The sequence below is a fragment of the Bacillota bacterium genome (assembly GCA_013178125.1).
Classification (GTDB): Bacteria; Bacillota; SHA-98; order Ch115; family JABLXJ01; genus JABLXL01.
This window is the reverse complement of record JABLXJ010000025.1, coordinates 1-23,134: the sequence shown is the minus strand read 5'-3', so window position 1 is coordinate 23,134 and position 23,134 is coordinate 1. Positions and strand designations below refer to the sequence as shown.

21 protein-coding genes and 2 pseudogenes are annotated in these 23,134 nt (G+C 48.7%); 6 read left to right on the top strand and 17 right to left on the bottom strand.

Going from position 1 to position 23,134, the window contains the following annotated elements; all coding sequences use genetic code 11:
* The 17 genes from HPY71_14025 to HPY71_13945 all read right to left on the bottom strand — a co-directional run.
* The coding region (locus HPY71_14025) for a transposase (GenBank protein ID NPV54610.1) at window positions 1-1,325 on the bottom strand (1,325 nt) is incomplete at its 3' end.
* 199 nt (window positions 1,326-1,524) lie between these two features.
* Window positions 1,525-2,340: a hypothetical protein gene (locus tag HPY71_14020; protein ID NPV54609.1), complete on the bottom strand. Its 816-nt coding sequence runs from the start codon at window positions 2,338-2,340 to the stop codon at window positions 1,525-1,527.
* A 53-nt stretch (window positions 2,341-2,393) separates the two neighbouring features.
* On the bottom strand, window positions 2,394-3,233 hold the full coding sequence (locus HPY71_14015) for a carbohydrate ABC transporter permease (protein ID NPV54608.1): 840 nt from the start codon (window positions 3,231-3,233) through the stop codon (window positions 2,394-2,396).
* 1 nt (window position 3,234) lies between these two features.
* Window positions 3,235-4,170 (bottom strand): sugar ABC transporter permease, encoded by a 936-nt coding sequence (locus tag HPY71_14010; protein NPV54607.1) that lies wholly within the window; start codon window positions 4,168-4,170, stop codon window positions 3,235-3,237.
* Window positions 4,171-4,299: 129 nt separating this feature from the next.
* Window positions 4,300-5,574, bottom strand: coding sequence for an extracellular solute-binding protein (locus HPY71_14005; protein ID NPV54606.1), 1,275 nt, complete (start codon window positions 5,572-5,574; stop codon window positions 4,300-4,302).
* Between the two features lie 141 nt (window positions 5,575-5,715).
* Window positions 5,716-6,738 carry a LacI family DNA-binding transcriptional regulator gene (locus tag HPY71_14000; protein ID NPV54605.1) on the bottom strand — a complete coding sequence of 341 codons (1,023 nt, stop codon included), beginning with the start codon at window positions 6,736-6,738 and terminating at the stop codon, window positions 5,716-5,718.
* Between the two features lie 242 nt (window positions 6,739-6,980).
* Window positions 6,981-8,189, bottom strand: coding sequence for an FAD-binding oxidoreductase (locus HPY71_13995; GenBank protein ID NPV54604.1), 1,209 nt, complete (start codon window positions 8,187-8,189; stop codon window positions 6,981-6,983).
* A 1-nt stretch (window position 8,190) separates the two neighbouring features.
* Entirely contained in the window at window positions 8,191-8,454 is a 264-nt protein-coding gene (locus HPY71_13990) for a (2Fe-2S)-binding protein (protein NPV54603.1), read from the bottom strand.
* A complete protein-coding gene (locus tag HPY71_13985) occupies window positions 8,439-8,876 on the bottom strand; it encodes a 4Fe-4S binding protein (protein NPV54602.1) in 438 nt (145 codons plus the stop codon). Before HPY71_13985 ends, HPY71_13990 begins: the two co-directional genes overlap by 16 nt.
* 23 nt (window positions 8,877-8,899) lie before the next feature.
* Window positions 8,900-9,994: an FAD-dependent oxidoreductase gene (locus HPY71_13980; protein ID NPV54601.1), complete on the bottom strand. Its 1,095-nt coding sequence runs from the start codon at window positions 9,992-9,994 to the stop codon at window positions 8,900-8,902.
* A gap of 66 nt (window positions 9,995-10,060) precedes the next feature.
* A complete protein-coding gene (locus tag HPY71_13975; protein ID NPV54600.1) occupies window positions 10,061-10,354 on the bottom strand; it encodes a (2Fe-2S)-binding protein in 294 nt (97 codons plus the stop codon).
* Window positions 10,355-10,387: 33 nt separating this feature from the next.
* Entirely contained in the window at window positions 10,388-11,734 is a 1,347-nt protein-coding gene (gene larA, locus HPY71_13970) for a nickel-dependent lactate racemase (protein NPV54599.1), read from the bottom strand.
* A gap of 46 nt (window positions 11,735-11,780) precedes the next feature.
* On the bottom strand, window positions 11,781-13,823 hold the full coding sequence (locus HPY71_13965) for a cellulase family glycosylhydrolase (protein ID NPV54598.1): 2,043 nt from the start codon (window positions 13,821-13,823) through the stop codon (window positions 11,781-11,783).
* A 193-nt stretch (window positions 13,824-14,016) separates the two neighbouring features.
* Window positions 14,017-14,868 (bottom strand): TIM barrel protein, encoded by an 852-nt coding sequence (locus HPY71_13960; protein NPV54597.1) that lies wholly within the window; start codon window positions 14,866-14,868, stop codon window positions 14,017-14,019.
* 66 nt (window positions 14,869-14,934) lie between these two features.
* A complete protein-coding gene (locus tag HPY71_13955) occupies window positions 14,935-16,026 on the bottom strand; it encodes a Gfo/Idh/MocA family oxidoreductase (protein NPV54596.1) in 1,092 nt (363 codons plus the stop codon).
* A gap of 21 nt (window positions 16,027-16,047) precedes the next feature.
* Window positions 16,048-17,082: a Gfo/Idh/MocA family oxidoreductase gene (locus tag HPY71_13950; GenBank protein NPV54595.1), complete on the bottom strand. Its 1,035-nt coding sequence runs from the start codon at window positions 17,080-17,082 to the stop codon at window positions 16,048-16,050.
* A gap of 18 nt (window positions 17,083-17,100) precedes the next feature.
* Complete coding sequence (locus tag HPY71_13945; GenBank protein ID NPV54594.1) at window positions 17,101-18,222, bottom strand: Gfo/Idh/MocA family oxidoreductase; 1,122 nt, start codon at window positions 18,220-18,222, stop codon at window positions 17,101-17,103.
* A gap of 365 nt (window positions 18,223-18,587) precedes the next feature.
* Between HPY71_13945 and HPY71_13940 the strand changes: the two are divergent.
* The 6 genes and pseudogenes from HPY71_13940 to HPY71_13915 all read left to right on the top strand — a co-directional run bounded on the left by HPY71_13940 (window position 18,588) and on the right by HPY71_13915 (window position 23,031).
* Window positions 18,588-18,878, top strand: a pseudogene (locus tag HPY71_13940) (winged helix-turn-helix transcriptional regulator).
* Between the two features lie 139 nt (window positions 18,879-19,017).
* Window positions 19,018-19,323, top strand: a pseudogene (locus HPY71_13935) (hypothetical protein).
* Between the two features lie 366 nt (window positions 19,324-19,689).
* Window positions 19,690-20,358, top strand: coding sequence for a hypothetical protein (locus tag HPY71_13930; GenBank protein NPV54593.1), 669 nt, complete (start codon window positions 19,690-19,692; stop codon window positions 20,356-20,358).
* A 47-nt stretch (window positions 20,359-20,405) separates the two neighbouring features.
* The gene (locus HPY71_13925; protein ID NPV54592.1) at window positions 20,406-21,188 is read left to right on the top strand and encodes a DUF3307 domain-containing protein; all 783 of its coding nucleotides are present in this window, start codon (window positions 20,406-20,408) and stop codon (window positions 21,186-21,188) included.
* 104 nt (window positions 21,189-21,292) lie between these two features.
* Entirely contained in the window at window positions 21,293-21,487 is a 195-nt protein-coding gene (locus tag HPY71_13920; protein NPV54591.1) for a hypothetical protein, read from the top strand.
* Between the two features lie 164 nt (window positions 21,488-21,651).
* Entirely contained in the window at window positions 21,652-23,031 is a 1,380-nt protein-coding gene (locus tag HPY71_13915) for an ISKra4 family transposase (protein NPV54590.1), read from the top strand.
* The last annotated feature ends 103 nt before the right edge of the window (window positions 23,032-23,134 follow it).

Here is a 23,134-nt window from a genome sequence, read left to right as displayed (position 1 = left end):
ATGCCCATCTGAAGCGGCTGAAGCGTGGAGAGGATATTCTGCCAGGTCTCATCAGTCTCTTGTTCAGCTATGCGTATCAAAACCATGGCAAGCCAGCACAGAAGCACATGTGCCTTTATCCGGTCCGGAAGGCGGTGAAATATCGGGCGGATGTCAATCGTATGCTTTAGACCCCGAAATACTCGCTCGATCTGTGCCAGTTGCTTGTAGCCCATTACTACATCCTCAGTGGAGTTGGGGTTTACCACTACAACGAAGCGTCGCCTCGCCTCTCCGTTGTCGATGATAACCTCTTTGATCTTGAGCCCATTCTCGAGAGTCCTGTAAGTGCCAGGTCTCTTGAGCGCATCGACCGGCAAACCATCTCGCCCCTGTCTCAGCTTTTCACCGACTATGTAATGACCTCCCGCGCCTTGCATGATCCTCCGGTTTCTCTCTGAATTGAACCCGGCGTCCACCACAAGGATAACCCTACCCAGCCTCCACCCGTTGAGATCCCTTTTCACCTCTTCAACCAGATCCTGATCCGATGCATTACCAGGCCAAACCCAGCACCTTACCGGAATCCCTGTGCGAGTAACAGCAAAAGCCACGACCACGTGCGCAAGTTCCAGGTGATTATCTTTATCGTTCTTGCTGCGCTTACGAAGCCCTTCCTCGAGAACCTCCCCATTTTCCCCGTATATGTCCTCATCTTCGCCCTCTATCTCGAAGTATGTGGTGGTGGTATTCAGAAAGAGGATATACACTTCGAGATTGAACAGGTTGGCAACAGAGAAGAATACATCGTGTTGGATCTCACAAGAGGATTCGAGCAGGAAGTCCATGGCCTGGTAGAGTTGATGAACCTCAACCTCGGGTAGCCCGTCTATTAGCACTTCATTAGCAACCCATGACTCCATGGCAAGCTTGCTACTGGGATTCAATGCCCGGTTAGCCACCATGGTAAAGATGAGGCGTTTGATAGGTCGGTGGTAGTTACGGCTCTTGAGAAGATGCTCTAAAGCGCTTCTGATGCCGAGTTTATGCCAGAGCCTGTCCAGAAACCAGCTACCTCCCAACTGACGCGAACCCAGGAACTCAAATGGCCATTCTTCCCCAAGTTGTTTCTGGATCTGTTCGACATCCTCGGGTTCGAGAAACCGGCTGATACTCTTTACAAGCCTGCGTAAGGCATCGAGGTCAAGGTCTTCCTTACGACCAAAGGTGTAAAGCACCTCAGCCCTTGGGAGACCCGTTTTGGGATCACGGTGGTTGTGAGCGAGCTGGACGTACTCGACAGACGAGCCGTCTTTTCGTTTGCGTTTAACAGTCCTCAAGTACATGGCACTTACATTATACTACAGAATTTTGAAAAATACCTACCCTTTAAGCCCTGAAACCCGCAATATTAAGGGGTCGCCACCCTGGAATTTGCCTCAAAACTGTTCAAAACCAGTAAGGAGATAACCCCTAAAATAATTCACTTACAAATTCCATAGATGGCAGTTTCATTGACTGTCGCGCCACACTACAGCATAGGGTCTACTTGAGGGTAGATTTGCTAGGCGTGTGTAAAAGAATTCTATCTGTACCCTCACCTAAGAGAATTTGCCTGGCGACAGCTATGTCGTCCTCGACTTCCTCCGGGCTCATCAAACCTACTGCGACACAATCCGTTGACTTTATTGAAGCATAGACAAATCTCAATCCATCCTCAGGCATCACTCTACCTGATGCGAGGGGTTTAATGGTAACTACTGACTTTGGAGTATCGCGAATGATCCTGGCTATCCAGTTTGTCTCAACCGGGGACATAAAGCCTAATACATTTAATGGTAAAACATAAACATCTATATCATATCCTGCCTCGTCGCAAACATTAATAGTTTCAGGCCGATGTGTGCTTACTCCGGGCACCAGACCTAATTGGCGCGAAAAATTCAGTAACGTCCTCAAACCTTCAACCTCTTTTCTCGATGTAATGAGGTTCGCGTCGACGTAACCTGCGAAAATTAACCCAAATTCAGCCCCCTGCTCTCGCAGCCATTCCAAAGTCTTCTTTTCATCATCTATAGAGCGTCTACCATATGTAGTAGCTATCCAGTACATATGCCGTCCAGTTCTTGCTTCATGTTCTTTTAAAGCGGTAGCCAGCTTTTGATCAGCTGGCCCCAGGATGGCATTAATTCCTTGGCGTGAACAGGCCTCAAGAACCTCAACTATATGGTCAATATCAAAGAACCTCTTGAGCCAAGCATCACGGGCACCACTAAAATGCGAAAAGCCCAGAAAACAATTAGTCCCGCATATTAGTCTACTGATGTTATAATTACCAATCTCGCTCTTCGGAAACATCATCTAGCTTCCCTCCTCCGAGCATACAATTCGTACACCCAAGTATTCAACCCAATCTACCCTTTAATAGCTCCCATAGTTAAACCGCGAACTAAATGTTTTTGTACGATCAACCCTGCTATAACCATGGGAGTCATAATTACAGTAGCTGCTGCCGTGCTGCCACCCCAATCAACGGATACCGCACCAATAAAGCCTGAAACAGCTACGGGAAGCGTCCTTGTTCTAACCGATGTGAGAACCAATGCGAACAAAAACTCGTTCCACGATAGGAGTAGGGCAAGGATTGTGGTAGCTGCTAAACCGGGAGCGGTGAGGGGTAAGGCCACCCTGAGAAACGCCTGTGTTCTAGAACATCCATCAACAGTTGCGGCCTCCTCCAATTCTGCGGGAAGTTCTTGAAAAAAACCCCTCATCATCCAGGTTACAAACGGAAGATTGAAAGTAGTATGAGCAATTATAACACTCATGAGGCTGTCAAGAAGCCCCATATTCTTCATTAAATTGAATAGTGGAATGACAAGGACAATTGCCGGAACCATCCGGGCGAACAGAATCAAGACAGCAATTAATCCCTTCCTGTATACCCTAAAACGAGCTAGAGAATAGCCCGCCATGGAACCAAGTAATACTGATAGAAACGCAGAACTGACCGCTATAATTAAGCTATTTACGAAATAGGCAGAGAAATTCCCCCTGATGAAAGCTCGAATGTAGTTGGAGAGTGTAGGTCTGAAGACTATCTTCGGTGGCACCGTAAATATGTCAACGGTTTCTTTGAATGAGGTTAGTACAATCCAGAAGATAGGAAGCAGGGTCCATGCGAGAAAAATAAATACGATCAGCCACTCAACGTAAATAAATATGCTTTTATTCCTAACTAGAGTTTTCTCCATATTACGAGACCTCGATTCCTTTATCTTGACCCCACAATTTGAGGAGAGAGCCGGTAATAACTACAAGCATAATAAGAGTTAGAAATGAAAGTGCCATCGCTGGGCCCATACGGAAATAGTTGAACCCCATCTTGTAAGTAAAAAGCCCTATGGTTTCTGTGGCCATCCCGGGACCGCCTTTGGTTAATATGAAAATGATGTCAAATACCTTCAAAGTGTCCATTGTCCGCATAACTAAAACAAGGGCTATTAGCGGCTTCAACATAGGAAGGGTGATATACCGAAACAGCTGCCATTCTGAAGCTCCATCAATACGAGCGGCTTCGTAGGGTTCATCTGGAAAAGAATTGATGCCTGCGAGAAGCACCAAGATCACAAATGGAGTCATTTGCCAGACATCAACTATAATCGTAGAAAGCAATGCTGTACTGCTTTGGGTAAGACCGCCAAATTTATCGGCAAGGCCAACCAGGCTCAAAAGGTAATAAATTAAACCAAACTGCGAATCGTACATATATCTCCAGATTAAGCCCACTACGACAGGGGTCACCATAAGAGGCATTATAACAATGGAGTTAATTATATTCCTGCCCCGAGTTCTTCTAGATAATATTAATGCCATCCCCAAACCTGTAAAAAATTCGAGACCAACAGACCCAATCGTAAAGATTAGTGAAGTTCGCATGGATATCCAAAAGTACTGATCCCTTAACACATTTATGTAATTAGAGATGAATATAAAAGTCTTACCTAGCTGGGGGCGTACTGGACTCCATTCGAAAAAACTCAGGCCGAATCCATAAAGTAAAGGACAAATTATCAGTAAAAATAAGGCACCCAAGGTTGGGATCACAAGGATATAAGGGAGTGCTCTGGCATCAAAGCAGGCTATCCATTTACTCCTAGCATTATCACCGAGGGTATTTATCTTCCGCATGAGAAATCCCCTTCCCGGCGGATAATTCAAATCAAGTGACGGTAATACAAAATGAATTATCTGGGGATGGGGCATCTCTTATCCTTAACGCCCCATCCCCAATGGATCGCGTTACGTTAGAATTTCAGTTTAACGCTTGACTATATTAGCTATATCCCTGTTCGCCTGGTTTAAAGCCTTCACAACATCAAGCGTTCCAGTATAGGCACTTGATAGAGCCAACGCCATTATATCCACAATCTGGCTGCTCTGAGGGATTAACGGCTGTGTCCTGGCGTTTTTCAGAGCCTCAAGCATGGCAGGCAACCATGGCAGCTTCCCAACTAATTGCGCGTCCTTGTAGAAAGACGCCCGAGCTCCTACACTGCCTGCTGCAATCGCCAACTTTCTTTCAGTATCCTTGCTGGTTAGCCACTTAATTAACTTAAATGCAGCATTTGGGTTCTTAGAATCTTTGGAAATACACCAATTCCAATCTGCAAGGGTCCCTGATACAGATACCTTCTTAGGCAACGGGACAAACCCAAATTTTCCTACTAGCCTCGTCTGATTCGGATCTACGAACCAGCTTGCAATACCAGACATGGTAATACCCATAGCTACCTGACCTTGTGCTAAGGCAGTAGCGGCTTCGTCCCAATGCCAACCAGCACTGGCCTTAGGAGCGTATTCCCCAAGATTCACCCAGAACTCTGTAGCAGCAATACCAGCATTGGAATTAACTTGTGGGTCCATCCCCCCACTGAAGTAATCTCCTCCGGCTGCTCTTAGAAAAGCTGCCCAGACATCAACGCTAGCGGCACCTCTCTTAGCTGGTAGGGCTATCCCACCGGGCCCGTTCTTATGGAAGTACTGCGCTGCCTTAAGAGTGTCATCCCAGGTGGTAGGCGCATCGAACCCTGCCTTTTTAAAAAGATCTGTACGGTAAACAAGTAACGGAGTCTGGACAAATGTGGGGAAACCATATAGCTTATGGTTGTACTTAGCGGTATTGAGGATACTTGGGATAAAATCTGCTAAATCCAAATCTGATCCTGCCATTTTGGGATCGCTAACCATATTATCAATAGGCAATAGCCAACCCGCTCCCGCATACTCCGGGATCCAAACCTCGGGGACCCAGATAACATCATAGGCACCCGTGCCGCTTGATAACTCAAGAACTTGTTTTTCGTGTAGATTTTCGTAGGCAATCGCATCTAATATAACCTTTATCCCCGTTTCTCGTTCAAATTCCTTAAGTAGGTCTCTCATCGCATCCGCGTGAGGTCCCGCCCAACGAGAAACAGTTAATGTTATACCCGTAGAAGAAGCCGCAGCGTACACCGTTCCTAGACTCAGGGTTAAGATAAACGAAGCTGCCAATAAAAAAACTCCGATAGCCCTTACTTTAATGCCAATCATAGCTACAGCCAACCTCCCTTGAAATTTTAAAATCAAAGCATGAAGTAAATTTGCCCCCAGGGATAACTATGTAAACCCCTTCACCTCCCTCCTCTCAGTTGTAGTTAGGCAACTTATCCCGAACAATAATTTTAATCCCGCCTAAGAAATTGGCTTTACTGACTGCCGGATAATCAATGGGGCGTGCAGGACGATTCGTTTAGGTTCAACATCCCGATTTCCCGAAGTATCATCTATCAAACATAGCAGTTCCTCGGCTCCCTTCTTTCCGAGTTCGTAAATGGGCTGCCTTACTGTGGTAAGCGGAGGCACCGTATAGGAAGCCAACGGAATATCGTCGTATCCAACTATAGAAACGTCATCCGGTACCTTCAGGCCTAAATCATTGATTGCACTCAACGCTCCCATAATGCAGTGGCCGCTAGCAACAAATATAGCTGTGGGCGGAGTAGGTTGCGAAAGTAAATATAATGCTCCTTGTTTGCCTCCCTCTCCACTCACCCAAGCTGATTCATCGTCTATAAGAAATATCAATCTTTCATCACACTGTATACCTGCGTCATGCAATGCAGCTCGATAGCCCGTTAGTCTATCCACGTGGTTACTTTGCTGCATTTGCCCACCTATAAAGCCGATACGCCTGTGCCCGAAATTTAAGAGATACCGAACCGCCTCCCGAGCGCCATCAACGTTATCAGAGTCAACGTAGCTTATATTATATCTATCACAGCGACCACCAACAACGATTTGTGGTATGCGAGCCACCCCGATTCTGGATAACCACACATCGTCTGACATCGGTGCTATATGAATAACCCCTTGAACATGACGTTGCTTGAGATAGGTACCAAGATCCCTGATATCACGCGGCATATCGGGAATTAGAAGTACGTTGAAGCCAAATGACGCTGCGGCATCGACAATGCCGCTAAGAATGTCAAATACATAATAATTACCGAATGAATGAGCTATCCAATGATAGATAACCCCCAGCGTGTCAGCTTTGTTTTTGACTACGCGCGGTTCAAATCTTCCATTATGGATAAGCTCTAGTATTTTCTGCCGCGTAGCTTCTGAGACGTCCGGTTTATTATTTAAGACACGAGATACTGTGGCCACGGATACATTTGCTTCTTTTGCAATATGGTAAATACTTCTCTTCATTGTTCCCTCTACTACAGTTCACTCTCCTACAACTTAATTAGCCACCGAACTAGAGCATGCTTTGGTCATCATATAACTCTGTGGTTCACGTGGCGACATTCTTTAAGCCTTGTTCTAGTACCGTAACTGTTACGATTATAATTCTTTATAAACAACTAGAATCCTGCCAAGAGGTTAACAAAATTATCAGCCGATTTGTAATCCGAAACCCAAATGGCTTACTATACAGCCCGATCTTAAGTTCAATTGGCAGCCCGCGGCGACTCAGGATTAAATCGCGATGCACTAAATCCCGCTAATGGGATGGACGTCTTTCCCGTAGATATGAGTTCAGCTATAAGCCTGCCTGTCACCGGTGAAAGAGTGATCCCATCCCCTTCGTGCCCTGCCGCCATCACAAAACCTGAAACTCCGTCGACCCCCCCTAAGATTGGAAGTCCATCGGGGGTGCTCGGCCTCAACCCTGCAAAGGCACGAATAATGTTCACCTCTCTTAAAGCCGGAACGATATGACAGGCATAGCGTGCGATAGCCTGTAGGCCCTCGTAAGTTACCCTTCGATCGAATCCTACGAACTCTCTACTGCTACCAATTAATACATTGCCCCTCTCCGTTTGTTCGAGAGCTAGGCCCACTCCTAAACGTGTAAACTCATCCTGTGCTACAGCCATTTGCCTTGTATTATTAAACTTAGCGATGATATACCGGGCCGACGAAATCACATGCCTAAAGGTGGGTGGCAGAGGCTCCGTTACTAAGACCTGACCACGTCGCGGGACTATGGGAACCTGTAAACCTACTAAGTTAGCCACCTCGCTTCCGAGCGCACCTGCAGCATTTACGACCCATTCCGCCCCAATTTCACCCTGATTTGTAAGTACCGATCTAACCCGATCCCATAAAACGCGCACTCCAGTAACTGCTGTATGTAGCATTATACGTACTCCACGCCGCCTGGCAGCAGCCGCAAAGGCTAATGTCAAGTTTAAAGGATCGACCTGTCCATCATCAGGACTAAATGCAGCTCCAATAAGTCGTTCCGAAAGCCCGGGCTCGAGTTTGCGTGCCTCATCTATACCCAGGATTTCCACTCTAAGCCCAGCAGCCCTCTGCCCCTCGACGAACTGACGCATAGACTGCATTTGCTCTTCATTCTCTATGATAATCATGCCTCCTGTTCGCCGGTAAGCAATATCATACCCCGATTCTGCCTTCAATCTATTATTCAAGTCCTGAAATAACTGCGTGCTTTCTAAGGCTAAACGCAAATGAATGCCTGGCTTCTTAGTCTGAAGTGTAACAAATCCATCACAAGCTCCAGAAGAACCTGCCCCAAGATCCTCGCGTTCCAAGAGAATTACATCTTTTCCTGCCCTGGCTAAAAAGTACGCTGTAGAAGCTCCGATGACCCCGCCTCCGATGATTACCACGTCCGCTGTTTGTACTCCCACATCATTTCTCTCCTTCAATAATACCAAGCTTAATCGCCCGCACAGGGGGACGCGTCGTCGGAGGAGGAATTATCGCGGGATCAACCCCGGTTTCCTGGGCAATGATTTGAGCTACCAACTTCCGACAGGTTCTTCCCTGGCACAAGCCCATTCCAGCCCGGGTACGTCTCTTCACCTCTGTCAGGGTCGTCGCCCCATCCCTGATTGCCATACGAATTTCTTCCTCTGTTACCTCTTCGCAACGACAAATTATACGATCTGACACCCTGAACCCCCCCCTCCTTTCAGTCGCACAATGCCCCGAGCTTCGTTGGCAAATGCCCTTTCGATAGAAACAGCAACTACTGCCGAATGATCATATCTTTCGGGGTTGCGGACCCATATAACTTCTCCTGGGCAGATCTCCCGCCCTTCTCCATTGACCACCTGAACTTGCTGTCCTTTTTCAGGAAGCGGAAGATACTCATAAGGAAAGGCTACAAGCACCTTATCTTCCTGGTAGGTTTCATCTACCAAAAAAATTGCAAGCCCCGGACAGGCTGGAATACATGCCCCACACCCTTTGCACCTATCAACGATTAATCTTGGGCAGTTGGTGATGGGCTGTCCCACTACGATGGCTCCGAACGGACAGGCTGCCTCACATGGGTTACAGGGTATCTCTTGAGGGCACTCGATGATCGCCACCGGACGCGAAAGCCCAACCTTACTCATGCACTAACGCCCCTCAATCTCAAAATCTCCTCTTTAGTATCTTGACGTGCCCGCCCAAAAGGCCCTGTACGTAAAGCGCAAAGGCGTCTCCATATTTCGTCCTTTTTCTGACGGGCCTCCTCTACCTTAAGGCGGCCAAGGGATTCAGCTACGGCAACACCGGCCAGACGCCCTTCCTCCATGGCTGTACTAGCTTCCTCAACCCCTGCAATATCGCCAGCTACAAAGATTCCGGGCATGGTGGTCTCCATGTTAGCATCATGCAGTGGCACATGCCCTCCTAGTCGAGGGAAATAGCCAAACTGGCATCCCGCCATCCACGCAAGCTCCCCAAGCGGAGTTAAGCCTACGGCAATGCAGATAGTATCCACGTCCAAAATCTTTTCCGTTCCCGTGATTATGTTCCAATTTGCATCTAGTTCAGCTATTACCGCGCGCTCTACTTTGCCGTCTCCTTCAGCGCGGAGAATTGTATGTCTAGTGTAAATCGGAACCCCGGCCCGCCTCAGCTTGGCAGCATGTACAACATAGCCACCTATTTCTGATGCTCCTTCAACAAGGGCTATTACTTCTCCGCCTGCCTGCAGGATCTGGTATGCGACAATCAGCCCCACATTGCCGGACCCGACCATCAAAAATCGTCTGCCTGGCATGACCCGGTGTATGTTAATAAAAGTTTGAGCTGCACCAGCACCCATCACACCAGGAAGCGTGCTGCCACAAAAGGATAACGCATTTTCAGATGCCCCAGTAGCCAGGATCACCCGATGTGCCTGCACCTCGAAACTCTTTGATCCCTGTACACATGCCAGACGCTTTTCGGGAAAGATGCCCCAGACAGCAGTATTGAGCATTACCTGCACCCCGAGCTTTCCCGTTTCCTCTAAAAGCTCCCGGGCGATTACGAACCCTCGGGTCCCGGCCTTATGCTCGTGCGATCCGAAAAACTTATGAATCTGCTTAAATAGCTGCCCACCCGGGGCTTGATTCTCGTCGAGGACGGTAACTGATACACCAAGTTTAGCCGCCTCAATAGCCGCTGCCAGCCCTGCTGGACCGGCTCCTACAATCGCTACCTCTGTCTGTAGCATAAGAAACTCACCTCAAAGAATTACCTGGGGCCGCGTCTACCCTGCCTTGCAGGGCGAGCGTCTCGTCTAATCCTGAGTCTCGACCCTCATTCCATCTCTTACTGGAGTAACGCAGGTGCGAACGTTAGGAACGCCGTCAACTTTCATTACGCAATCCCTGCATTGCCCGATCCCGCAGAAAAGACCTCGAGGTTCATGGCGTCGCCTAGTATGCCGAAAAACTCTAATCCCGGCTGCTAAAAGCGCCGCCGCAATGGGCTCCCCTTCCCGCGCCTTAAGCTCCCGGCCATTAATAAAAATCGTAACTATCTTCCCTTCTCCCAATTTACCCAATATAGGATGGTCCTCTACCCGCACCAAACATCCTTCCCTGTCATAGCATCAAAATCAGACTCAACAATAAAGGCCAAGCTCATGCCGCGTAGCATAATATAGCCTATTTCCATCTGGGGTAACCGGATGAGTCAATTCAGGACATGGCAACACAGCACTGCGCGGAGCCGGGCCGACAATCTTATATGCCATGTTCAACGCCTCGTCCAACGAAGATACGGTCTGAATATGCAACTGACTTAGAACCCTCTCATCCACTTCATCGCCAACAAAAATTATGTGCCGCGTCAAGGTCATATGGGCCAATAGAAACCCCGTATAACCGCCTATAGAGAAGTTTTTGCGCAAAGCGAGATCCATTTCGCGGAAAGTCTTATGCTTAAAGGTATCTAAATGTACCTGCGGGTATTGCCCCAATGGCCAGCAGCCACATAACATAACAACGACCCCGCCATCGCGAGTCGCCTCAACGCCCGCCAAAAGGCGTTTGAAGGCGTTGGGCAAAACCATTTGATGGTGGTATGTACCCGCAGTCGTTACCGTTAGATCTGCAGGTTGATCCATGGTCACACTATGAGCCACATTAGCTAGACGCACCCCTTCAAGCCAGGCTTTCACGAAGTGGCCCGCAAAAATTTGGATAACCTCGTTATTTCGATTTACCACGCTGTTAACCATGAAGTCTGGCCTGGCAAAAGCCGCGATCTCTACCATATCCTCATGACACGGATTGCCATCTAGCTTCCCTGCTACGGATTTGATGTTGAGACCGTAGCCGGGAACTGGATCCAGCATCCAATAATGATTTTGCTCAATCGTCTTTACGAAGCTGACACCGGGCAAAATCGCCTTGCGCCCTCCGCCGAAACCGACATTCTCATGAAAGGTAATACCGCCGGTTAAGATCCGACGATCCGCTTCCATAACAAGCTTATTAACATATACCTCAGTACCACGATTAGTTCTGCCGAGGTAAACCATAGAATCGCGGTCCTGACACTCATGGTTATAGATTTTAACTCTCCGATATACCTCCTCGCCCATGATTCGTTTCTTACTATCTTCGCTCTCTGGAAGCATAGTTCCATTTGCCAATACAATGTAAATATCCTCATCCGGGATCCCGACTGAATTCAATTCATCCAAAATGGGTGGGATCAGTATAGTATTATCCACCCAGGGTCGGCCAGAATTACTACAAATAATCGCAACCTTCTCACCCCTCCGTACAATTTCTCGAAGAGGCGGAGAGCCAATAGGATTGCGAATGGCCTCTGTTACAGCTCGTTTTGGATCTGGAGCTCCTGGAATATACATAGGCTGTACATATCCCATACAATTTTCTGCGGGCAAAGAAAAGTTATATATCTTCTCACCGTACTCCAACGTGAATTCTCTAGACACCATAGGGCACTTCCTCCTTTCTAATTCAAACATCGCTCTTGCTCTCATTCTATTCAAGTAATTGTATAGCCTTACCATCTTGGCCGGGAACTTTAATACTTATAGAAAATCCATCTGTTGCAGCTGGCGTCATGGACTTTAAATCGATCGCTCGAGAAAAAGCAACCCCTTGAAGGTCAATAGTAACTTCCTCGTCCTGATGGTCGTAATTTACAACAAATAGGACGTAACTTTGGGATGCCCGATGCAACCGGGTTTTCACATTAGTAGATCCGTTAACGTTTGCCTGTATGGTGCGCAACCCTTTACCTAAAGTAATCAGTCCTCGCGTCTTCCGGTCTCTCGTTTTTGCGTAAGCTATACTAGGAAAACTCCCAATTAGGCACGCCTTCCCTTTACCATAGGAATTCAATAGAGCTGCTGCCGTACCATCCACGTGGCGGCCTACAACCTTAGCTGTGGGGGAAAGGGTTCTGAGCTCCTCCTTATAGAGACATCCCAAAATCGTGGAGTTAAAACCAGGCTCCACGAGCGTAAGGTTCTCTATATTCATAACCACCGTATCAAGTCGATCCGTCTGGACTTCCTCAGCCCCAAATACTTCATCTAGTCCATCACCCGGGATCTGTTGCGAGCACCACCCCCCCTCCTTGTAATGGCCGGGACAAGCCTCACATACTAAAGTACCGCCATCTTTTACAAACTGTTTAAGCAGGCCTGCAGTCTCCTCACGTAACATTATGGGGAAAGGCACATATAGACATTTCAATTTCCCCTCATGTAAAACCTCCATGAGTTTATCTGTATGCACAAGAGATACCGGAACGTTCTCATCGAAGAAGGCCCTATATGCCCCAAGCAGGGCTTGTGCATATAACTCCATTGTTTTTTCCGCGGCGTAATTGAACAACGCGATGTCGCGGGAAACAAGAATCCCGATCTCAGGGTTAACGGGTTCACTTTCATCGAAAATCGGATGAGATGAAATAAAACCCGCCATTTCAGCCGCTACCTGAGCCCGTGGTGTGGAGGGGCGCCCCCGGAGGTCACAAAGGCCAAAGCCTGGCGATTCCGGACCAAGCATTTCCGGGCGCCATTGCCAGTACATTAAGCCTTTAGCACCGGTGATCAATACATGCCAGTTCCATATCCTACTATCTCCGGCGCTTGGAATCTTAGTACGGCTCAAGCCAAGACTCTGTCCAAACCCTCCCTGCAGTTCGGTCTGCCAGAACCTCTTCTGACCGGAGGCTGCACCTACAGCATCAAGATGGAACAGATGCTCAACTGGGTCATTGTCCATAAGCCATTTGGGGAAGGAAGAAGTTCCAAATAAATCAACATGGCCAGTAAGTAACCACTCATCCCACAAATGCGTAGGCAGGAGTCCACTATATGCGCTGTGAGCGACATGTGTCATGACTGGATGGTTCTGATCCAGCGCCTTAACCTGGGCAACCTTCCAAGCTAACCACTGAGCAAGATTCTCCAACCAGAAGGTACGCCAATCCAACATATCTGGGTACCCCTGAAATACGCGCGGGGGTTCAACCTGATCCCAACTATTATACTGCCGTACCCAGGCCTCATTCAGCCGCTCCAGAGTCTTATACCTATCCTGAAGCCAGGCCTTGAATTTCAATCGGGAACTCTCGCAGTAGCAAAACAGCTTATCTGGGTAATACCACACTGGCTCCATGTGTGGTTCATTCCATACATCGTATACATATAGAGCAGGATGATCCTTATAACGCTCAACTACGGCACGGAGGAATTGGCCTGCGGCCTTTCGGACTCCCTCATGATCGATGCAAAGTCCAGGCCATCCTCCGGACGGGGTATTCGATGCCGCCTGGAGTTGAACGATCGTCCCGTCGTGGGCCATATACCTGGCCTCCGGATACCTTTCTTCGAGCCAGTAGGGCGAGTTTTCTAAAATAATATTGAGATCCACATTCAACCCGTTCTCCGCCGCAAGATCCATGAGTTCATCAAGCTCCGCGAAATCCACGCTGCCGTCTGCGCGATGCATCCAGCTCCACATAGCCCAGAATTTAACGATATTGAATCCTTGTTTCTTGATGATTTTCAAGTCCGATGCCCAATTCTCGCGTGAAGGATTGGGCGGTCGGAAATATTGTGTTCCATATACAAACAATATTGTGACCCCTTTCTCCAATCAAAAGTTCCTGGTTCTTGATGGCAACGCCTGTTGAGCCGGTTGAATACGACTACGGCATGCATTTAGCCGCAATACTTTATTTACGCAATACTTTACGTTGTATTTAGCCCGCCGTTAATAAACGCCTTAAAAACCCAACACTCTCTCTGGCGGCCGCCAGTCCATGATCAATTCTTATATCTTCCCCTATGGGGAAATCAGGGGGGGTCTCCACTATCAGATATCCATCATAGCCAGTCTTCCGCAATGCCGATAGGATTTCCGTCCAGGCCATGTTGCCACGCCCACAAATGCGCCACCCCCGGCGGGATCCATCCTGTAGGTTAAAGTCCTTAACATGAACAAGAGCTATGCGACCCTGAACGGCCTCCAGCCACTGTTCAGGCAAGCCAGCCGCGAGAGCGTTACCTATATCAAGGTACGCCTTGACGTGAGGACTATCAACGCGGTCGAGAAGAGTAGCATACTCCGACGGGCTCGCAATAAACCCGCTCCAGACGTTCTCAATACCAACTATGACCCCGTACTCGGCAGCGATCCTTCCAGCTTCGCTCAACGTACGGATAGCCGCATCCATCTGCTCCCGATAAGTGGCCCCTGATTCGGGTAGTCCGGCAATCACTAAGACGACCTTTGCCCCGAAGGCGGATGCTACCTCACATTCCGCTCGAACCACCTCCAGGCCCTTGCGCCGTACCTCCTCCCTGGTGGAACTCAAGTTATACTTCCAAAACAAGCCTGAGGCAACGCTGGTCGCCTTCATGCCAATAGATGCGATGGCATCCTGTAGCCTTGGCTTTTGAGCCATGAAAGCGGCGTAATTACAGTGTCCTTCATCAAGAACCCACTCGATCGCATCTGCCCCAAAACTATGAAGCTCTTTGAGAACTGATGCATCTATCAACCGGGGTTTCTCGAAACCCCACAAGGTCCATAAATTTATGCCGATGCGCACAACCTTTCCCCCTCAATTCTTATTTGTCAGGTCGTGCTGTTTCCATCAGAATCAATCCCACCAGAATCAATCCATAAGCGGCAGTTTAATTTCTTTCCCCTCCCGCGCAGAAACGTAGCCAGCCAGGATAGCCTCAAGCGCAGCATATCCGTCCTCTCCCTTAACTCGAAACTCTCGACCGTCAAGAAAACGCCAAATGACGTCGCGCACTTCGTTCCTATAGTGTTGGACATGTGTCGGCCAACTCAGGTAATTGTGCGGCTCAACTTCCTGGGGAATAATGTAGGGGTTAACCCAGCCCGCAAGGGTAGCCGGCAAGCTCTCCCGGGTATATACCTTTACCGCCGGCAGAGGAGTGGTTAACTCTATCAACATCGTACCAAGGCTACCGTATAATTCGATGACGTTACGCATTCTAATATCAATATTTAAATTCCAACTGGTGCTGAGTTCACCAATAGCACCATTCTTGAATCGAAGTATAGCTGTTGCAGTATCTTCGAGGGGTAGATCCTTTCTAACGGTTTTACTCACGAAAGCGCTTATGCTTTCTATATCTCCCATTAGCCATCGGAGCAAATCGATACCATGAGATCCCTCGTCGATGAATGCCCCACCCCCGGAACGTTCAGGATCCAGCATCCACTCAACCATGTCAGGTGGACAGCCAATTTCAGCTACACCAGCAAGCCCAATGATGGCACGGGCCATTGTGATATCCCCTAATACTCCCGAATCAACGATTTCCTTTGCCCTTTCGGCCTCGGGCATGAATCGACTACAAAATCCCATGGTGAATCGTACACCCGTGCGACGCACGGCATCCATGATCCTTCGAGCATCCCTCATCGATGTCGTCATCGGTTTTTCACAGAAAACGTGTTTCCCTGCTTCCGCAGCTGCAATAGCGATCTCGGCATGGCGGTTCGTCTCTGAATGAATAAATACCAGGCCGATATCCTTCCGGTCGAGTAATGACCGATAATCGCTATAGTAATAAGGTGCTCCATATTCACTGGCCGCGGCTCTTCCTCTCGCCTCATTATCATCCGCAATGGCCTTTATACTCACTTCGGGAATCTCACACAACGCCCTACTACGAAATTGAGCGTGAACATGAGCGTAACTTATCATCCCCACCCCAAGTTTATCAGGCATTAGCTTCAGCCTCCCGTAAGACTATTCGAAATCAGTCAATGATACAGCACGCCCACTACGTGCAGATTCGTAAGCGGCGCAAACCAGTCTCATAATCTCAAGCCCATCCCGGCCACTTTGCAGGGGAGCCTCCCCCTTCATAGCGCATTGCACAAAGTGCCGCAACATAGCTAAATGGCCATCCAAAATGCTTCCATCCAGCGGCATGGGGTGGCTCCAACCTCTTGCTACATTGGCTTCACCTAAGGCATACCCGCTATCACTAAAGACGCGAAGGGGGTGTGAATACAGATTATCAACCAGGATCCGTCCCTTTGTTCCAAAGATCTCAAATCGAGAATCCATAGCCCCTACTAGCGACCAACTGTCTTCAGCCTGTCCAATAACGCCATTTTTGAAGCGTAAAGTGACCACGGAAGTATCCTCCGCTGGTATCGAATGGACGAAGGTTCCAATTTCAGCATAAATTCGCTCTACAGGGCTGTCCGCCACCCAGCGGCAGAAGGATAAACTGTGAACCGCCATGTCAATTACACAACCCCCACCCGTTTTGTCCTTGTCGAGGAACCACCGCCGATGCGGACCAGGGGTCCCCTCGCAGGCCTTAACACGGAAGACATCTCCGATTCCACCGCTATTGATTATTTCCTTTGCACGGGTGAGCGCAGGAATGAAAAGAACATTCTCCGCATACATGAGAAGAACGCCAGCCTTGTCCGCAGCCGTGACCATAGCCTGAGCCTCTTCTATAGTCCGACCGAGGGGCTTGATACAGATTATATGTTTGCCGGCTTCTGCCGCTTCGATTGCCACTGAAGCATGCAAATCATTGGGTGTACAAATATCCACTAGATCGACTTCCGGATCCTCTAAAATTTGTCGATAATTGCTATAATACCGTTCAGCCCCAAATCTTCGTGCGGCATCAGCCGCAGCCTGTTCCACAGAGTCGGCAACGGCCACCAGCCTCGCCTCCGGTATTGAGCAGAAAGATGGGAGATGCATTTGAGTTGCCCAGAAGCCGCATCCGATCATACCTACCCCTATCCTTCTCACCGTTACGCCCCCTTTGAATTATGCGCCATTATCGCCATTCAGAATTTCCACTGCCGAACAACACCGTTTCTCAAATGGAAACCGGATTATCTGCCCAGTTCGCGATGCCTCATATGCGGCCAATATCATTTCAAGAGCCAATCGTCCATCTTTTCCCGTTACACTCGGGACCTTATCTTCCCGGATACATTCGACCATATGCTCCACGATGGATTTATAACAGATGTTGTAACGTTCGTCTCCTTCCCAGTCAAAATATGTACGACCGCGATAAGGTGCCTTCCGTGAGGACACTTCTAATTGCGGGCTTTTCTGATAGTGGACGACAATCTCACCTTCGGTTCCGGTGATAACACACTGTTCTGGACTGGATAGCGGGCCGTACCAATCCGCAGCGTGCCAGGTGCTTTCCACCGTAGCAATGACGCCTGAATTAAATTCATAAATTGCAATGCCATAATCGTCAACGGGAATATCTTTATAAGCTAAGTTCGCTACTTTACCTATAACGGAAACAGCTTCCGAGCCAAGAAGCCAGCGCAAGTAATCGGTATAGTGTACACCGTGATCTAGAAATCCACCGCCTCCACATCTAGACGGCTCTACATACCAACCAGGAGAACTAGTGTAAGGAGAAGACGTGATAAATGATAAGGGACAACGAATTGATTGATAGACCGAGGTTACACGGCCAATGACTCCTGTATCAATTAGCTGCTTTACCTTCAGGTAGACTGAGTTGAACCGAATTAGATAGGCCATCATGAATTTTACATCGGCCTTTTCCGCCGCGGTTATCATTTCATCTGCCTCTTTTAGCGAGAGCGAAATAGGCTTATCCAAAAGTATGTGTTTCCCCGCAGCCGCCGCGGCTAAGACGTGTTCGCAGTGAGCCCCTGTATCGGAGGTTACGATTACGAGATCAATATCCTTGCGCTTTAAAAGCTCATGATAGTCACTGTAAACCCCTGCCACGCCATACGTTTCCGCAAACCTGGTGAGCTCCAACTCTCTTTCGTCCGCAACAGCAACAAGTTCAACACCAGGAATACCCTGTTTCATATAATCAGCCATCGGGAAAGCATGATAATGATTGTGCAGGCCGATGATGCCGGCCCCAATTCTTTTCAGTCTAATCACCTCCAGATGCCAGTAGGACGTATTCTATCCAAATAATCATGCCCCTTGAAGGATAAGAGTGGGTATAAATATCGCGGCAGATATTTTTGAGACAAATAAATGAATAACCTATTTGTTAACCATAACATCTTACGCAATTTTTATTCTTGAATGGCCTCTCCGTCACTTCCGTTTTACTACCGTAACTGTTACGAAAATAATTCTATGCATTCTGCTAAAATCCTTCTTTCCATCATGCAAAATCTTAAAAATCAAAGTGTCTATGGTTAGTTTATAAGTCTATGTTGGTTTATTATATGAAAGTCCTCTTGTAATATATATGGCTATATGGTAATATAGTCATGGTGGTGATCCAAATGAACCGAATGAAAAGTGAGGCTGCAACATCAAGACATGAGGATACAATATCTAGGCAGGTAGCCGTGTTTAAGGCCCTGGCTCACGAAACCCGGTTCAGGCTGGTGGAGATTCTCGCGGATGAAGGCGAGAAATGTGTCTGCGAGCTCGTCAACCGCGTGGGATTCGACCAGTCCACTATCTCGAAACACCTGAACATACTCAAGATAGCGGGCATCGTTAGCTCGCGGAAGGAAGGGCTCAAGGTGATTTACAGGCTCAGGACGCCCTGTGTTTACCAATTCATGAAATGTATAGATCAAATGCAAATGAATGAAGATGGGCAGTGCGTGGAAGATAGGCGGTGCGCGCTGGTCTGCCCTGGCACCGAGCCGGGCACTGAACCGGGCGAGGAGTTGGTGAGCAAGGGGTCTGTGCACAACAAACGAGTCAGTTGGAGGGGTGCTGGTCGCGGGCTTGTTGATGGGGCGACCGGGCATCGATGGCGGGCTCCTACCCTCGCATTACGTCGCTTCGGTTGTTGGGGGGAACTCGCTTCTTGCGAATTTCATCGCCTCCATTGTCGGCGCGTTCATGTACTTCGCAACGCTTACTGAAATACCTATAATCCAGGGCTTACTCGGGTCGGGAATGGGCCAGGGCCCGGCGCTGGCGCTCCTCCTTGCCGGGCCCGCGCTGAGCCTTCCGAGTATGCTTGTTATAAATAAAGAAAGTGAGATTGAGGACTCCGCCCACCCCTCATAGTAATTATGACGGGGGATGTGTGGCCAGGGCGCGATAATAACTCTCCAAGTCATGGGTATGATGCTCCTCCAGGGGAAAAGCCATTCAAACCGTAGCCGCCTCATTTATGGAGGTTTATCAAAATTGATCCGAATAAAATCGTTCCAGTAATGTTTGCGCCTGCAGGGAATAGCCGACGTGCGCAGTAATATCTATTTTAGCTATGCTTATAATTAGCTACCATACATAACATAAAGCCATAAAGCGATATTTATCTCAGCTACCCCCATGAGTAGACCCCCATACCACATGCAGTGGCACCAACAGAATGGCCGGTTAACCGGTACTAGGGTGATATAGTGGATTTCACCCTCCGGGAGGTTTACGATGCCAGGAAAGATGCCAGAGAAAATAACCGTAATCACTGCTGATATAATCCAGTCGAGACTTGCGCGAGACCTTGTGCTGTCATTGCCCGAAAAGCTTTCCCGGCTTACTCACCCCCTTGTCGCCACAACTTTTTCGATGTCTCGCGGCGACGAAATCCAGGCGGTCTGCCGGGGATATCTCCAGGCCCCCGAAGTTGTACGGCAGCTCAGATTTTTCTGTTTGCCCCTCAGACTCCGGGTCGGCATCGGGGTTGGAGAGCTCGAAAATAATTACTGGAGCCCTAACCCATGGGACATGAACGGTTCCGCATTTGTAAGGGCACGCGAATCCCTGGAGTCGCTGGAGTCGCGGGGGAAAGGGGTGCAGGCCTACACCCGCACCCGGACCGTCGTATCCTCCGGCAATAAAGATTTCGACAGCGTCGTCAACGCTATTCTGGTCCTGATGGATACGATCCAGGATCGCTGGACTCAAGCGCAGTGGGACGCCATACACGCCTACGAGCGTCTCGGCACCTACTCGGAGGCTGGCAAGGCGCTGGGTATTGCATTACAAAACGTCCAAAAGCGGTGTAAAGCTGCGCATTGGGCTGCTGTACGCCAGGCAGAGGAGGCCATACGCCTACTCGGTCATAAGTTGGAATCCGAATCACCTCCTGAAGGGTGAGTCAGGCAGTTTCACCCTCTAGTCGGTTAAAAAAAGGGGGGGCGAATGTGACCTTTGTTCTCCTGGGCTTGATCTCGCATGTATTCGCTGACTTTGCCTTCCAAAGCGATGACCTAGTCACATCAAAAAAGAATGGTTGCCTGCGGGGGTACCTCTACCACGGGCTGGGCGTATTCCTGTGCTGTGTTGCGGCCTTTCACCTCTACGGTGTATCCATAGCCGCAATTCTGGGCGCTGCAATAACCCTGGTACATATCCTGGTGGACTGGCTCAAGAACCTGGCCCGCCGGAAGCTCTCCCCGGGAAAAGGCCCCGGTATATTTGCAGCTGACCAGCTAATCCACGTAATCACGATCCTGGCTGCCTGGAATTTCGTGGATGCAAGGTTTTCAAGAGACATTATGTCATTCTACAGGGGCACAGTGGTCTCAAAGGCCGTAATATCACTGTCGCTCTTGCCAGCACCGCGAGGTGATTGCGGTATCATATTCGACCGGGTGCTGGTGATCATCCTGGCCTATGCCGTTGTCATCTTTGCAGGCCCGGTAATTGTCCGCCAGGTACTCGATGCATTCTTTTTGAATTCTCAACCGACGGCTGTCACAAGAGCAGGGAAGTACATTGGAATCGTTGAACGCACTTTCATGCTGACGCTGGTGCTCGTGAATGCCTTCCAATCGCTTGGCTTCGTCCTAACGGCCAAGTCCCTTGCCAGGTTTTCGGAGCTCAATGACATGAAGTTTGCTGAATACTATCTCGTGGGTACCCTTACAAGCGCAACTGTCGCTCTTCTTACTGGTATTGGCGCAAGGTGGTTTCTCAAGCTGTGAGGGAGGGGTTTTGTGCTCCAAAAGGTAATCTTGAAAGCGATCGAGAATGCCTTGAGAAAAGGTGAGTAGTTGCTTTGAAATGTAGCGCCAGTTCTCATGCCTGAATGATGACGATGATACCGGTCCTGCCGGCATGGAGGATTGCCTACAGATTTCCCTCCATCGTATGGCCCAGCGCAGACGACCTGGAGATGCTGCGGCAGTTCCTTAGCGAGCGGGAGAAGGCCGCATACGCCTTTCTTGCCAGGCGCAAAGTCATCGAGCGCATCGGACTTCACAGGTTCCCGAACACTTACTAACCTTTTGGCACAGCCTGGCAAGGCGCATAAAGTTTAAGTGAAGAAGGACAAGGCATAGGAGGCATGATATTCCTGTCGGTATAGAAATTACCTTTGAAATGAGACAAAAAATGGTCTAAGATTCCCTCATAAAATAAACCTCAAAAGGAGGAGAATCTTAGACCATGTATATTAATTTTACTATATCACAAAAGTTAAAAGATGTGGAAGGTATTTTAAGGAAATTCGCTGAACAGGCTGAAGCCATGCTGGAAAAGGGCGAGCTGAATGTCGATTCGGTAGAAAAACTGATGGAGGAAGCTATCTTTGCGTTTACTAAAATGACCTTAGACCTCGGAGGAGCCGCCCTCTCTAAGGTAGAGCCCGAGAATAACGGGGAAGCATACTGTCCCATCTGTGGCAGGAAGATGATCAAGAGCAAGGCGGATTCACTGATAAATATACTTTCGATATTCGGCCATATACCGATACACAGGGACTACATGCATTGCAGGGCCTGCGGCAAGGGATATGGCATAATCGACGAGCAGATTGGCATCAACACCGACCATAGGATGACTAAGGGGATGATAGACCTTCTAGCCTATACAGGGCAATTGTTAGGGTCATTCGATGAGGGGAAGAAGACGATAGAGAGGTTTTTCAAGTTCCTGGATCTGAACATAAGCCATAAGAGTATACAGGTAGTGTCCGAAGAGGTAGGCAAGAAGGTATATGAGAAGGATGCAGCTGAGGCGGAATATCTCTATGAGAACCAACATAAAGCTATCGAGGACATTCCAGAGGATAGGAAGGAAGAGGGGGTCCTGTATATTTTGACGGACGGGTCATCATTGAACACCAGGGACGAAGATGAGACTGGTCAGACGTGGAGAGAGGTGAAGGTGGGCCTGGTCTTTAAGGACAGGGATGTCATGAAGGCCGGCAAGGAGAAGTCGAGGATACAGAGAAAGAGGTATGTAGCTTACATCGGGAGAGCGGAAGAATTCAAGAAGTTTCTATGGGCAGCGGCAGTAAAAGGGGGTTATGGGAAGATAAAGAAGGTAGTGATCATAGGGGATGGAGCGCCATGGATATGGAACATCGCTTTTGAGCTATTCCCTGATGCCGAAGCCGAGATTCTGGACTACTATCACTTGAGTGAGAATGTGAATGAGTTTGCGAAGTTCCTGTATCCAGAGGATGAGGTAAACCAGAAGAGGTGGGTAAAAGAGGTGGTAGAGCATATTTATGAGGGACGTGTTGACGAGGCGATAAGGATAGCGGAGGGAAGGATGCCGAAAGAAGGGTTACCTAAAGGGGTAGTGAACCTACCCCACTATCTAAGCGCTAACAGGGAGCGCATGCGTTACAAGGAGTTTGAATCTAGGGGATATTATATTGGAAGCGGTTTTGTAGAGAGTGGCCACAAGGTGGTTATCCAGCAGAGGATGAAGCAGCCGGGCATGAGATGGAGCCTGGAGGGGGCACAATATATAGCGAGTTTAAGGGCGAAGTATAAGAGTGATCTATGGGATGAGGTGACAGACTGCATAGCTGCTTGATGTTGCGCCGATAGGCGCTCGTTAAAACGCGTAAAAGCGTGGCTGTAGCCTTTTTATGCCCATTTATACTGGCAAGGGTCTCCATATGAGTAATGCTCTGGGT

What these genes read in the sequence shown, in the direction of transcription:
- HPY71_14010 (NPV54607.1), bottom strand. Translation starts at nt 4,170, where the DNA reads ATGCGGAAGATAAATACCCTCGGTGATAATGCTAGGAGTAAATGGATA.
- HPY71_14005 (NPV54606.1), bottom strand. Translation starts at nt 5,574, where the DNA reads ATGATTGGCATTAAAGTAAGGGCTATCGGAGTTTTTTTATTGGCAGCT.
- HPY71_13915 (NPV54590.1), top strand. Translation starts at nt 21,652, where the DNA reads ATGTATATTAATTTTACTATATCACAAAAGTTAAAAGATGTGGAAGGT.
- HPY71_13980 (NPV54601.1), bottom strand. Translation starts at nt 9,994, where the DNA reads ATGCTACAGACAGAGGTAGCGATTGTAGGAGCCGGTCCAGCAGGGCTG.
- HPY71_14000 (NPV54605.1), bottom strand. Translation starts at nt 6,738, where the DNA reads ATGAAGAGAAGTATTTACCATATTGCAAAAGAAGCAAATGTATCCGTG.
- larA (NPV54599.1), bottom strand. Translation starts at nt 11,734, where the DNA reads ATGGTGTCTAGAGAATTCACGTTGGAGTACGGTGAGAAGATATATAAC.
- HPY71_13920 (NPV54591.1), top strand. Translation starts at nt 21,293, where the DNA reads ATGATGACGATGATACCGGTCCTGCCGGCATGGAGGATTGCCTACAGA.
- HPY71_14015 (NPV54608.1), bottom strand. Translation starts at nt 3,233, where the DNA reads ATGGAGAAAACTCTAGTTAGGAATAAAAGCATATTTATTTACGTTGAG.
- HPY71_13955 (NPV54596.1), bottom strand. Translation starts at nt 16,026, where the DNA reads ATGCCTGATAAACTTGGGGTGGGGATGATAAGTTACGCTCATGTTCAC.
- HPY71_13930 (NPV54593.1), top strand. Translation starts at nt 19,690, where the DNA reads ATGCCAGGAAAGATGCCAGAGAAAATAACCGTAATCACTGCTGATATA.
- HPY71_14020 (NPV54609.1), bottom strand. Translation starts at nt 2,340, where the DNA reads ATGATGTTTCCGAAGAGCGAGATTGGTAATTATAACATCAGTAGACTA.